Origin of the sequence: Flavobacterium tagetis (genome assembly GCF_016735615.1) — a bacterium.
GTDB lineage: Bacteria > Bacteroidota > Bacteroidia > Flavobacteriales > Flavobacteriaceae > Flavobacterium > Flavobacterium tagetis.
Map to the genome: position 1 here is coordinate 675024 of NZ_JAERSF010000002.1, position 14433 is coordinate 689456.

At 34.2% G+C, this 14433-nt stretch carries 9 protein-coding genes; 2 read left to right on the plus strand and 7 right to left on the minus strand.

The window, feature by feature from the left end:
* Window positions 1-6 precede the first annotated feature (6 nt).
* Window positions 7-1374, minus strand: a complete 1368-nt coding sequence (gene rimK, locus JI750_RS10425; RefSeq protein ID WP_111378476.1) for a 30S ribosomal protein S6--L-glutamate ligase — start codon at window positions 1372-1374, stop codon at window positions 7-9.
* A gap of 140 nt (window positions 1375-1514) precedes the next feature.
* The gene (locus JI750_RS10430; protein WP_111378475.1) at window positions 1515-4061 is read right to left on the minus strand and encodes an ATP-dependent Clp protease ATP-binding subunit; all 2547 of its coding nucleotides are present in this window, start codon (window positions 4059-4061) and stop codon (window positions 1515-1517) included.
* Between the two features lie 257 nt (window positions 4062-4318).
* On the opposite strand from JI750_RS10430, the gene gyrA reads away from it, so the two are divergent.
* Complete coding sequence (gyrA, locus tag JI750_RS10435; protein ID WP_202001199.1) at window positions 4319-6961, plus strand: DNA gyrase subunit A; 2643 nt, start codon at window positions 4319-4321, stop codon at window positions 6959-6961.
* 37 nt (window positions 6962-6998) lie between these two features.
* A complete protein-coding gene (locus tag JI750_RS10440; RefSeq protein WP_202001202.1) occupies window positions 6999-8267 on the plus strand; it encodes a tetratricopeptide repeat protein in 1269 nt (422 codons plus the stop codon).
* A gap of 63 nt (window positions 8268-8330) precedes the next feature.
* On the opposite strand, the gene JI750_RS10445 is transcribed toward JI750_RS10440, so the two are convergent.
* The 5 genes from JI750_RS10445 to JI750_RS10465 form a co-directional block, all read right to left on the minus strand.
* Window positions 8331-8750: an OsmC family protein gene (locus tag JI750_RS10445; RefSeq protein ID WP_111283188.1), complete on the minus strand. Its 420-nt coding sequence runs from the start codon at window positions 8748-8750 to the stop codon at window positions 8331-8333.
* A gap of 414 nt (window positions 8751-9164) precedes the next feature.
* The gene (locus JI750_RS10450) at window positions 9165-11144 is read right to left on the minus strand and encodes a DUF349 domain-containing protein (protein WP_202001204.1); all 1980 of its coding nucleotides are present in this window, start codon (window positions 11142-11144) and stop codon (window positions 9165-9167) included.
* Between the two features lie 250 nt (window positions 11145-11394).
* Entirely contained in the window at window positions 11395-12147 is a 753-nt protein-coding gene (locus JI750_RS10455; RefSeq protein ID WP_202001207.1) for a lipid A phosphoethanolamine transferase, read from the minus strand.
* A gap of 55 nt (window positions 12148-12202) precedes the next feature.
* A complete protein-coding gene (locus JI750_RS10460) occupies window positions 12203-12955 on the minus strand; it encodes a shikimate dehydrogenase family protein (RefSeq protein WP_095930855.1) in 753 nt (250 codons plus the stop codon).
* Window positions 12956-12957: 2 nt separating this feature from the next.
* Window positions 12958-14352 (minus strand): tetratricopeptide repeat protein, encoded by a 1395-nt coding sequence (locus JI750_RS10465; protein ID WP_202001209.1) that lies wholly within the window; start codon window positions 14350-14352, stop codon window positions 12958-12960.
* Between the last annotated feature and the right edge of the window lie 81 nt (window positions 14353-14433).

Below are 14433 nucleotides of genomic sequence, written 5' to 3' on the forward strand. Positions count from 1 at the left end.
ACTTAATTAAAGTTTAAAATTCTTTTCAATAGCTCTAATCATTTCGCCAGCTACATCTTTATTAGTTGCGCCTTCAATTCCTTCAAGACCTGGAGAAGAGTTTACTTCTAGCAATAACGGGCCTTTAGAAGAACGAATAATATCAACACCCGCAACTTTTAGATCCATTGCTTTTGCTGCTTTTATAGCTATCTTTTTTTCTTCGGGAGTAATTTTAATAACAGATGCAGTTCCGCCAAGGTGAATGTTTGCTCTAAATTCGCCTGGCATTGCCTCACGTTGGATTGCGGCAACTACTTTTCCGTCAATCACAAAACAGCGAATGTCTTTTCCATTGGCTTCTTTGATGAATTCTTGAACCAAAATGTTGGCATTTAAACTTTTAAAAGCATTGATAACACTTTCTGCTGCTTTTTTGGTTTCGGCCAAAACAACACCTTTTCCTTGTGTTCCTTCCAGTAATTTAACGATTAACGGCGAACCGCCAACCATTTTAATTAAATTGTCTGTATCAAGAGGAGAATTGGCAAATCCTGTAGTTGGAATATCAATTCCGCTATTCAATAATAATTGCAAAGAATATAGTTTATCTCGAGATTGAGTTATGGCTGTAGCCGAATTTAAAACAAAAACCTTCAATGCTTCAAACTGACGCGTTAGTGCACAGCCGTAAAAAGTAATACTCGGACGAATTCTTGGAATAATAGCATCAAATTCGTTAAGGATTTTTCCGCCTCTGTAATGAATTTCAGGTTTTTTGGCGTCCAGCTTCATGTAGCATTCCTTGATATTAAGAAAATGCATTTCATGCCCGCGCATTTCGCCGGCTTCCATGATTCTTTTGTTGCTATATAATTCTGGATTGCTTGCTAAAAGACCAATTCGCAAACCAGTTTTTGCTTTTTCAGAGTTTTGGTATAATTCTTTTAGAGATTCTGCCGTAGGCTGTCCTAAGAGATATTTTTGTTCTGGATCAACCAAAACCCTTCCGCTCATGGCTTCGCGTCCTAAAAGCATTCTAAATCCCATAGAATCGCGATTGGTCAAAGTCATTTCAATTGGCCATTTAGCATCGCCAATTTTTAAGCTGGTTTGGATCACATAACGATGCTCTCTAAATCCGCTCGAACTTTTTACAATTCGCTTGTCGACCAAAGGAGCTTCACAATGAATAATGGTTTTGATATTATTCTGAATCGGATTAATGTCGAATTTAACCCAATTAGCATCATTTTTTATAAAAGGCGCTATATTTAAAGCGTGCATCGCCGAAGTTTTGGCGCCAGAATCTACACGAGCCTTAATTGTCGGGATTCCTAGTTCTGGAAATGCGCACCATTCTTCGCTGCCTAAAATGACTTTGTTTTGAAGCATATTTTGTTTTTTATTATAGAATTTAAATTCAAAAATAGCTATTTGCTTTTATTAAAGATAGTGATTTTTAATAAAAAAAATACCCGTTATGTTATGAAAACGTAACGGGCATATTATGAATGTTATAAATTTTGACTAATTTATTGATTCGTTGGCTCTTCGGCTTTATGAATTTCTACTGATAATTCTTGTGAATCATCTTTTAAGTCCATCATGATTTCATCACCAGAATGTATTTTCGAAGTGATGATTTCTTCGGCTAACAAATCTTCAACATATTTCTGAATTGCTCTTTTCAGCGGTCTAGCTCCAAACTGTTTGTCAAAACCTTTTTCGGCAATAAACGCTTTTGCTTTGTCTGTTAAGCTTAATTTGTAGCCTAACTCTGCAATACGAGAATATAGTTTTTTTAATTCGATTTCGATAATCAAATCAATATCAGCTTTTTCTAATGCATTAAATACAATTACGTCGTCAATTCTGTTTAAGAACTCAGGAGCAAAAGTTTTCTTCAATGCATTTTCGATAATGCTTTTTGAATTTTCATCGGCTTGTGCTGTTCTTGCAGCAGTTCCGAATCCAACACCTTGTCCGAAATCTTTCAACTGACGTGCACCAACGTTAGATGTCATGATGATGATAGTGTTTTTAAAGTCAATTTTACGACCTAAACTATCTGTCAAATACCCGTCATCTAAAACCTGAAGCATCATATTGAATACATCTGGATGCGCTTTTTCGATCTCGTCTAAAAGAACCACACAGTATGGTTTTCTACGAACTTTCTCAGTCAATTGACCGCCTTCTTCGTAACCAACGTATCCTGGAGGCGCTCCTACTAAACGAGAGATCGCAAATTTCTCCATATATTCACTCATGTCAATACGAACTAAAGCATCTTCAGAATCGAATAATTCTTTTGCTAATACTTTAGCCAATTGCGTTTTACCAACCCCAGTCTGACCTAAGAAAATGAATGAACCAATTGGTTTGTTCGGATCTTTAAGTCCAGCTCTGTTACGTTGAATAGAACGAGCGATTTTTAAAACTGCTTCATTTTGACCAATTACTTTATTCTGAATCAATTCAGGCAATTGAGCCAATTTGTTGCTTTCTGTTTGTGCAATTCTATTTACAGGAATTCCAGTCATCATAGAAACAACATCAGCTACATTATCTTCTGTAACTTCAATTCTGTTGTTTTTAGAATCTTCTTCCCATTGTTCTTGTGCTAAAGCAAGATCTTTTTCGATACGTTTTTCATCATCGCGAAGTTTGGCTGCTTCTTCATATTTCTGTTTTTTAACAACCATATTTTTCATTTCGCGAACTTCTTCCAACTGACGTTCCAGATCCAAAATTTGTTTAGGAACATCAATGTTAGTGATGTGCACGCGTGAACCAGCTTCGTCCATTGCATCGATTGCTTTGTCTGGTAAGAAACGCTCAGACATATATCTGTTCGTTAACTTAACGCAGGCTTCAATAGCTTCTGGAGTATAAGTTACATTGTGGTGATCTTCGTATTTGTCTTTTACGTTGTTCAAAATAGCGATTGTTTCTTCAACAGAAGTTGGTTCCACAATTACTTTTTGGAAACGTCTTTCTAATGCGCCATCTTTTTCAATATATTGTCTGTACTCGTCAAGAGTAGTAGCACCAATACATTGAATTTCCCCTCTTGCTAAAGCAGGTTTAAACATGTTTGAAGCATCAAGCGAACCTGTTGCTCCACCAGCTCCTACAATAGTATGGATCTCGTCTATAAAAAGAATAATATCGTCATTTTTCTCAAGCTCGTTCATTACAGCTTTCATTCTTTCTTCAAATTGTCCTCTGTATTTTGTTCCTGCAACTAAACTTGCAAGATCAAGAGTAACAACACGTTTATGGAAAAGAATACGCGATACTTTCTTTTGGATAATACGTAGAGCAAGTCCTTCTGCAATAGCAGATTTACCAACTCCAGGCTCTCCAATAAGAAGCGGATTGTTCTTTTTTCTACGGCTTAAAATTTGCGATACACGCTCAATTTCTTTTTCACGTCCTACAACAGGATCTAATTTTCCCTCTTCTGCCATTTCTGTTAAATCTCTCCCAAAATTATCTAAAACAGGAGTCTTAGATTTTTTGTTTGACTTATTGGCGGGATTATTAAAGCTGCTTTCTTTAAGACTGTCATCTTGTCCTGAATCGTCATTATACGATTCGTTTCTTGGCAAGTTTTCTAAGAATTCTTCTTCGTTTGGAGTCATATTTAAGTACTGTTCTTTAGCTACGTCATAATCTATTTTTAGTTTATTTAGCAGCTTGGTTGTTGGATCGTTTTCGTTTCTCAAGATACATAACAGCAAATGTGCCGTGCTAATCGATGAACTTTGAAATACTTTTGCTTCTAGAAAAGTGGTCTTCAGGGCTCTTTCGGCCTGTCGGGTAAGATGAAGGTTTTTCTTTTCTGCATTTACTTCAACGCTCAGGTTGGCAGGGCTAAGTACTTCTACTTTTCTGCGTAAATGATCTAAATCGACAGCTAGGTTATTAAGTATATGAATAGCTTTTCCGTTACCATCTCTCAAAATACCTAGCATAAGATGTTCTGTACCAATAAAGTCGTGGCCCAAACGAAGAGCCTCTTCCTTACTGTATGTAATTACATCTTTTACTCTTGGTGAAAAATTATCATCCATAATATATAATTGGTATTGTAAATTTAGTGAATTACTGTTTTAAAAACAAAAACCGTACCTTCGAGAACTACTGTCAGCTAATAGACGAAAAAAAAGACAATAAAACAGTTAAAAAACGCTTAATTTATTAACTAAAAGCCAAAATAAAGTTGTTAATAAATCATTTAAATAAGTGTAAGGAAATAGCTGAAAAAATTTTAAAAAAACGTATCTTGGCACGCTTTGAAAACTAATATAATTATTTAATATAACAACTTATGTCTGAAGGAGAAAAGTTAATTCCTATTAACATAGAGGATGAAATGAAGTCAGCTTACATCGATTATTCGATGTCAGTAATTGTATCGAGAGCACTTCCTGATGTTAGAGATGGCTTGAAACCAGTACATCGAAGAGTTCTTTATGGAATGTATGATTTAGGTGTAACATCAAGATCTGCCCACAAAAAGTCTGCGAGAATTGTTGGGGAGGTTCTGGGTAAGTACCACCCGCACGGTGATACCTCTGTTTATGATGCAATGGTACGTATGGCGCAGGAATGGAGTATGCGTTATTTATTAGTTGACGGACAAGGTAATTTTGGTTCTGTCGATGGAGACAGTCCTGCAGCGATGCGTTATACTGAGGCCAGAATGCGTAAAATCTCTGAAGAGATTATGGCCGATATCGAAAAAGAAACAGTTGATTTTCAATTGAACTTTGACGATACAATTTACGAACCTAAAGTAATGCCAACGAGAGTTCCTACTTTATTAGTAAACGGAGCAACAGGTATTGCAGTAGGTATGGCAACTAATATGCCGCCGCACAATTTAACTGAAGTTATCAATGGTACTTTAGCGTATCTTGATAATAACGATATTGAAGTTGATGAGTTAATGACTCATATCAAAGCTCCAGATTTCCCAACGGGAGGTATTATTTACGGATACGAAGGTGTTCGTGAAGCTTTTAAAACAGGTAGAGGGCGTATTGTAATGCGTGCTAAAGTTGGTTTTGAAGAAGTTGACGGAAGAGAATGCATCATCGTTACTGAAATTCCATACCAAGTTAACAAAGCCGAAATGATTAAGCGTACGGCTGATTTGGTTAATGAGAAAAAAATCGAAGGTATTGCCAATATCCGTGACGAGTCGGATAGAAGCGGTATGCGTATCGTGTATATCTTAAAACGTGATGCTACGCCAAACGTAGTTTTAAATACTTTATACAAGTACACTCAATTACAGTCTTCTTTTAGTGTAAACAACATTGCATTAGTAAAAGGGCGTCCTCAGTTGCTGAATCTGAAAGATATGATTCACTACTTTATTGAGCACCGTCACGATGTAGTAGTTAGAAGAACACAATTCGAATTGCGTAAAGCAGAAGAAAGAGCGCATATCTTAGAAGGATTAATCATTGCTTCTGACAATATAGATGAGGTAATTGCGTTAATTAGAGGGTCTAAAAACACAGATGAGGCAAGAGAAAAATTAATCGAAAGATTTAAATTATCAGATATTCAAGCTCGTGCAATTGTTGAGATGCGTTTACGTCAGTTAACAGGTCTGGAGCAAGATAAGTTAAGAGCAGAGTTTGACGAATTAATGAAGTTAATCGAGCATTTAAAAGCTTTATTAGCAGATGTTAATTTAAGAATCGACTTGATTAAAGAAGAACTTACGGAAATCCGTGATAAATACGGAGATGACCGTCGTTCTCAAATCGAGTATTCTGGAGGTGATGTAAGTATTGAAGATTTAATTGCAGACGAAAGTGTGGTTATTACTATTTCGCATGCAGGTTATATTAAACGTACTAACTTATCTGAGTACAAAACTCAAAATAGAGGTGGAGTTGGACAGAAGAGTGCAGGAACAAGAGATCAAGATTTCTTAGAGCATATGTTCGTAGCGACTAACCACCAATATATGATGTTCTTTACTCAAAAAGGAAAATGTTTCTGGATGCGTGTTTATGAAATTCCAGAAGGAAGCAAAACAGCAAAAGGTAGAGCAATTCAGAACTTGGTAAACATTGAAAGCGATGATAAAGTAAAAGCTTTTATTTGTACACAAGACTTAAAAGACAAAGATTATATTAATACACATAATCTTGTAATGGTAACTAAAAAAGGACAGGTGAAGAAAACTTCTTTAGAGAAATATTCTAAACCAAGAGCCAATGGAGTTGCCGCTATTACGATTAAAGAAGGTGATGAGTTAATTGGAGCTCAGTTGACAAACGGAGAGAGCCAAATTATTATGGCGGTTAAATCTGGTAAGTTAGTACGTTTTGAGGAGACGAAAACACGTCCGATGGGAAGAACAGCTTCTGGAGTTCGTGGAATTACTTTAAAAGACGAAACAGACGAGGTAATCGGAATGGTTACAGTGGATAAAAATGATATTACAGAATCGCAGATTTTAGTTGTAACTGAAAATGGATACGGAAAACGTACTAAATTGGTTGACGAAGATGGAGAAGATGTATATAGAATTACAAACCGTGGAGGTAAAGGGGTTAAAACGCTTAACATCACGGAGAAAACTGGTAAGCTAATTTCTATTAACGCTGTTACAGATGCAGACGATTTAATGATTATTAATAAGTCTGGATTGACAATTAGAATGGCAATTGAAGATTTACGTGTTATGGGACGTGCAACTCAAGGTGTTAGATTGATTAACCTGAAAGGAAAAGATTCTATCGCTGCCGTAACAACTGTAATGAAAGATGATGCAGAAGAGGTAGAGTTAGATGAAGATGGAAATGTAATCGCTGCAATTGAGAGAGTTAAGCCAGATATGGAAGTGCTGGAAGATGACGGATCTGCAGAAGACGATGATGACTCTGATGATGAAGAGGCGGAAGATGAAGACGATTCAGAAGCAGAAGACGAAGAGTCTGAAGAATAGTAAAAAAACAAAAAATTAAATACAAATAAATACCATTATGAAAAGTAAATATGTAATACTTGCATCAGCATTACTGATCTCTGTAGCTACGTTTGCTCAAAAAGATCAAATTAAGAATGCTGAAAAAGCATTAAAGGGTGGAGATGCGCAAGGTGCTCTTGCTCAATTAAAAGATGCAGAGAACTTAATTGTAAATGCTAAAGATACTGAGCAAGCACAATATTATTTTGTTCAAGGAAATGCTTTTTTAGAGTTAGCAAATAAAAAAGTTGAGGAAGGTAAAAACTTGTCTTTGGCTGCTAATAGCTATAAAAAACTAATTGAAGTTGAAAATGCTTCAGGAAAACAAAAATATTCAACTCAAGCTGCAACATCAATCACTAATATTAAAGGTTTATTGATTAACTCTGCGATTGCAGATACTCAATCTAACAAACATGTAGATGGTGCTAAAAAATTATACGAAGCGTATGAGTTAGATAAAAAAGATACCATTAACTTGTATTATGCTGCTTCTACAGCTGTAAATTCGCAGGATTTTGATCTTGCTTTGCCAATGTATGAAGAGTTGAAAAAACTAAATTATTCAGGAAAAGGAACAATGTATACAGCTGTAAACAAAGCTTCTGGAAATGATGATAGTTTTGCAAATGCAAAAGAAAGAGATTTAGCTGTTAAATTAGGAACTCACGAAAAACCTAAAACTGAAGCTATTCCTTCTAAAAGAGGTGAAATCTATAAAAATTTAGCATTAATCTTGGTTCAAAAAGGACGTACAGAAGATGCTAAAAAAGCAATCGCTGACGCTAGAAAAGCAAATCCAGATGATACTTCTTTGATTTTAACTGAAGCTAATTTGTATTTGGAGACTAAAGACTTCGATATGTACAAAAAATTAGTTGGTGAGGCTTTAGAAAAAGATCCAAACAATGCTGATTTAGTATTCAATTTAGGAGTAATTAGTGCTGGAGCTAAAAATAATGCTGACGCAGAGAAGTATTATTTAAAAGCAATTGAAATCAATCCTAATTATACAAATGCTTACTTAAACCTTGCTGCTTTAAAATTAGAAGCTGAAAAACCAATCATTGATGAAATGAATAAATTAGGGACTTCTGCTAAAGATATGAAGCGTTATGATGTTTTAAAAGCGCAAAGAGAGGCTGTTTTTAAAGGAGTTATCCCTTATCTTAAAAAAGCTAACGAGTTAGATCCTAAAAACGAGGATGTTTCTAAAACATTATTAGGAGTTTATAGCGCTCTTGAAATGACTGCAGAGGCTAAAGCTTTAAAAGCAAAAATGTAATAATTACCGCTTTTTAAAAATAAAAAAAAACCATTCACCGCGGTGAATGGTTTTTTTATGTCTTTAGCTGATTAATTCAGCAGATAAAGTAATCGTAGTATTTAACAGTTTTGAAATCGGACAGATTTCTTTTGCTTTTGCAGCTGTAGAAGCAAATTCTTCTGCAGAAATTGACGGCACTTTGCCTTTTAAGTCTAAATGAATTAAAGTAATTGATCCATCTTCAAAAGTTACTGTCGCTTCTGTAGTTAAATCATCTGCTGTAAAACCAGCTTCGTTAAGTAAAAAGCTTAATTGCATCGTAAAACAGCCTGAATGCGCTGCAGCAACCAATTCTTCTGGGTTAGTCCCTACACCATCAGCAAATCTTGTTTTAAAAGATAGTTGCGCATTATCTAAAGTTGTGCTTTGAGTACTGATTGTTCCTTTTCCTTCCATACCAGTTCCTTTCCAGTTGGCGTGTGCTTTTCTTGTAAATTTCATATTTGTCTTATTTAAAAAATTAGTATTAAATGCATTCTTTGATTACTAGGTTAATAGCGGTAACTCAAATATAATCAATATTTTGCAGAATAATTTTATGAAATTTAATGAGATTGTTAAGTTTCGGGTTTTAGGTTGGGGTGAGTTTTAACCGCAAAGTGCGCAAGGGTTTACGCAAAGCACGCAAAGTTTTTAAGTTTGTTCGAGGGTTTGTAATCTTTGTCAAAGTTTGAAACTTTGATAAAGTTTTTGCATCATCATAGTAAAACAAAGCTTTATGGACTTTGTGGTTAAAAAAAAGCCACAATGATTGTCATTGCATCTTTTTAAATTATAAAAAAAATAAAATTCCAAATTCCAATTAAGCGGTTGCCAATTGGAATTTGGAATTTAAAAAATTGGAATTTCTACTGTTTACTCTTGTCCTAAGTTTCGAAGTTGCTTCAATTTATCTTTCCATACGTCAAGGCTTTCTTTGTGGATAGCAATGTTTTTACGTACTTCTGTGACTATTGAATTCTCTTTTTTAGCATTTTTTGTATTAGTAAAGAACTGGATGTTATTTTCTAACTGGAAAATTTCATTTTGAACTTCCTCAATTTTACGCATAATAAAGATTTTTTCATTATCTAATTTACGCGTATCATTACTGTCAGTTAGAGAATCAATGCGGTTTGCAAAACGCATCATTTCAGATTCTTTTTTACTTAAACTTAGTTTTTCAAAAAGAGCATCCAATATTTTATTGAATTTTCCTTCGATATGTCTTCTTGAAAAAGGAACTTTTCCAAACCCCTTCCAAGTTTCAATATGTGCTTTTATGGCATCTAAGTCAGTTTTGTGATCTCCAGTTAATTGGAAAGCTCTTAAAGTGTCTAGATATGCTTTTTTATTATCAAAAGCGACTACTTCTTCGCTGTTTTCTTCAGACTTGTGCTCTTTTAATTTGTCAAAATAATGATTGCAGGCATCTTTAAACTCTTTCCAGATTTTGTCTGAATATTTTTTAGGAACATGCCCAATTTGTTTCCATTCTTCCTGGATTTGTTTCATTACAGGAGTTGTAGCTTGGAAATCGGTACTTTCCTGTAATTCTTTTGCTTTTGCAACAAGAGCCAGTTTTTTATTTAAATTATCGTTTTGATCTTTTTTGATGTCTTTATAAAACGAATTTTTGAAAGCGTTGAAATTTCTAACGGCAGTTTTAAATGCAGCCCAAGTTTCTTCATTCACTTCAGAAGGCACTTTTCCAGCCGCAAAAAACTCATTCCTTAAATCTTCTACTTTCTGAATTTGAACAAGCCATTGTGAGTGAGAATTTACTTTTTCGCTTCCAAGGGCTTCAATTTTAGTAATAATCTCTTTTTTAACTTCAAGATTTTTTTGCTCATTAGCTCTTTGGCTTTCAAACAAAAGCTCTCTTTTATCGTGTATTTTCTTAGTTAGTTCGCTGAATTGATTCCAGATAGCATCACGGTGTTCTTTAGAAACAGGTCCGATTTCTTCTTTCCAGATTCGGTGTAAATCTTGTAACTCACGGAAAGATTTGCTTACATCAGCATCGTTTGCCAATTCTTCAACACGAGCTATAATTTTTTGTTTTAATTCTAAGTTGTGTTTAAAATCTAAATCTCTAGCCTCACGATCTAAATGAAGGTAATCGTAGAAGTTTTCTACATGGAAATGGTAGTTATTCCAAACGTGATTGTATTTGTCTTTTGGAATCGCTCCTGCATTTTTCCATCTCTCTCTCAATTCATTAAAATGCTTAAGAGTATCTTTGATGTTTTCCTGAGGATTAATTAATTCCTTTAATTCTTCAACAATAGCCAGACGATTATCTAAATTTGTTTTTAGATTGGTCTGTAAATGTTTAAAATGAGCATTTCTTTTCTCTCTAAAAACATTATAATATTCGTCAAATTTTGATTTTAAAGGCAGATGATATTCAAATTCTTCGCTAGGATCTGGATTAGAAGCTAAAAATTCTTCTTTTTTCTCCTCTATAAGATGATGATATTGTAATAAGAAAGCCTTTTTGATTTCTTCAATATGGTCTTTTACAGACATTACCTTATCTATATTCACCAGTTTTTTAAGTTCGTCAACAAGCGCATCTAGAGAAAACGTGTTATAATCCTGCATAGGAATGTCGTGACGTTCTTTCAAAGTTTCGTCTTCGCTTTCAGCAGCGTTCGAATTGGTAATAACATCTAATGCTTCTTGATGGGCATTTTCTTGTTTTTCTAATTCATTTTCAGTTTCTGCGACCAAATTTTCGGTCAAAGTTTCAGAATCTGATGTCTCAATTGCACCATTTGCTACAGAATCATTTATTTCGATTCCAGATTTTCCGTCTGCTTCATGCAGGTTATCATTCTTTTCTTCTAACATCTTTAAAAATGTATAAGGTTTTTATTTTAAACAATGCGAAAGATAGTAAAGGTGTTTCTAACTACAAAATAAATCGTTTGTTTATACACTAATTTGCGATGAAATTCTTATTGTTTAAGTCAGTTTAGAATAGGATATATTAATTTTTGTTATTTTGATTGATAAGATGGAAATAATTTTTCTTGCATTTTTTTAATGAAAAAGAAATGAATTATAAGCAAGTGAGGCTAAATTGGCGATTTGTTTTAAATCAAAATAAAACTAGCAAACCGACTTCCATACCAAAATTATATGATTTTTCACCACCAAAAGCTACGCTAGGGTGCACATAAAATAAGTTTGTTGGCGTAATTTTTCGCCCAAATTCCATAAAAGCATTATTCTGAAAGCCGTCCAGAACGTAATTATACCTAAAAGCAACATCTGTAGCAATCCAGTTTTTACCGAAAAACCATAATAAATTGTTTTCTAGCAATGTCACGCTTACATCGCTTCGATTACTTGATCCTGCAAAACTCTGGGAATGCTCAACAGTCGCAAGCCATAAAAATTTCTTTTGTTTAAAATATTTTGCAAAGATACCAGCTGGAATTACTACCCATTTCCCTGTACCAAAACTTGGGTCTGCAGCAGAATTTGAAATAACACGAGTCCTAAGACCAATTCCGCTGGTTTTTTTGAAATAAGGGATAAAGCTAAGACCAGCACCTACATCGCCAAGTCCGGTTTGATTGATAGAATTTGAGTTCGTCGAAATTAAAGGCAAATCAAATCTCAGATTCCAAGCTTTGTTGCCTATTGGCTGTAAAACACGCAAGTTTGTAGTGTTGTACGAACCATTCTTAGTGTCTAAGTATTCATTATACAACAGAATAGTCTGGAGAAAGTAATGATACCTAGGTTCGGCAAACGGACTATTGCTTCTGTCGATATCTTCGTCTTGGGCAGCTGCAAGAAATGTAATAAGAAAAAAAATGCTAAAGTAAAGTAAATGTTTTTTCATAACTGTCTGCAAATGAGTAGACTAATTTACGAAATTTACTTTAACATTTTATTTTTTATTTGTTCCAGATTTTCCATGCCTTTTCAGCTTGGAAAATAAGCATATCATGTCCATTTTTAATTACAGCTCCCATTTCTTTTGCTTTTCTCAGGAAAGTAGTTTCTGCTGGATTATAGATTAAATCGTAAGCAATGTGTTTTTCTGTGAAATACTCATATGGTAAATTTGGACAAGCTTCGATATTAGGGCTTGTTCCAACTGGCGTACAATTGATTATAATTTGAAAATTATCAAAAGTAGTTGCGTTGATCAAATCATAGTCAATGATGTTTTCTTTTGCTTCTCTAGAAACAAAAGTGTAGGGAATATCCAATTCGTCCAGAGCAAAAGCGACACCTTTAGAAGCTCCGCCAGTTCCTAGAATAAGAGCTTTTTTATGATGTGGCTCTAATAGTGGTTTTAAAGACTTCTTGAATCCGTAATAATCGGTATTATAACCTTTTAATTTACCGTTTTTGGTAAATTTAATGGTATTAACAGCGCCAATTAGAGTAGCTTTTTTTGATAGTTTATCTAAGAAAGGAATAACTTGTTCTTTGTACGGAATTGTAACATTTAATCCCTTTAAATCAGGATTGTTTTTAATTAGCTCTGTGAAGTAATTAATCTCAGAAATGTCAAAATTCTCATAGCTGTTGCCAGCAAAAACTTCATTATTAAATTTTTCTGTAAAATAACCTTTTGAAAAAGAGTAGCTTATGTTGCGTCCTAATAATCCAAAACGTCTTCTTAATAAAATATCAACCATTCTTATTTACGATGTTTTTCTATATAATTTTTTACTGTTTTTTTTGTCCAAACTACAGGAAACAAATCTTCGATCAAGATATAGTTGTCAAAGTTTAGGCGTAAACCATTGCTTAAGTGAAATTTAGCTTTTGTGTTGTCTTGAATCATAAAATACAATCCAGCCAAACGGTATTCGATTTCATTTTCTTCAGGGAAATATTCTGAAGCCTGTAATAAAGTCTGAATTGCCGTTTCAAATTCTCCTAAAAATTGTAGAATATCAACCCAATATAACCAAGTGTCTAATGCATAATCTCCAAATTCAACCGCTTTTCTGAAACCAAATTCAGCTTCTTCAAAGAAATTCATCTGTTTGTTGATTGTTGCATATCTTTTCCAATACAAACGATTTTGATTGTCGATTGCCAAAGCTTTATTCACAAAAAATAATGCTTTTTGGTAGTTTTTCTGACGAAGATGAAAATCTGTAATCGCAATCCAGCCTTTGTCTAAAAGCGGATCTTCGTGTACAGTTTGGTTATAGTATTGAATTGCTTTTGCTAAATTTCCAAGTTTTTCATAGCATTTTCCAATTCGAAGTAATGCATACGATGTTGCATCATCCAATTCGATGGTTCTATTATAACTTTCAATTGCTTCATTGTATTTTTTTAAACGCTCATAAGCTTTTGCTTTTTCCATAAAAGCGCCTAAAAATTCATCATCAATTAGCGTTGCATAATCAAAAGCACGAATAGCTTCTTCGTATTCTTTTACGCCATAATGTAGACGTCCAAGCTGATGCCAAGCAATTTCGCTGTATGGATTTCTGTTAATATATTCGTTAAGGTATACAATAGCTTCTTGGTTTTGGTCTAGAAACTCAAAACAATACACTACGTTGTAGAGAGCAGATTGATCTTCTAAGTCTTCTTCAAGACATTTGATAAAACTGTCCTTTGCCAGCTCGAGATTATCCATAAAAAGATACTCCATTCCGATCAAATTGTACACATCAGCGTAATCATCAGTGTATTGAAGCGCGATTTTTAACAGTTCAACCGCTTTTTCGTGCTGATCTCTTTTGGAACAGATATTGGCTTTCTGGATGTAGATTTCCTCGTTGTTAGGTTCAATTGCGTATAACTCATTCAAAAGCTTTTCAGCGATCTCGAGTTTGTCATCATAAACTAGCATTTCTACTTGTACTAATTTTAAGCCTGTAGATTTTGGATGCTGGTCTAATGCAAGTTTTAAGGCTTTTTTTGCTAAATTAGCCTTGCCTATGTCTAAATAATGAAGAATGATTTCTTCGAATTCTTCAGAATCAAAAAAGAGCACTTTGTTGGTTTTTAACATCGACTCAAATTTGGATAGGGATAGGTTATAATCTTCTTCTTCGTTGCTTAATTGCATACTTCGTATAATTTGAAATTAGCCTGTTATAAATTTAGGCAACCATATAATTGTTGTAAGGATAAGGAATTAATTGTTTTG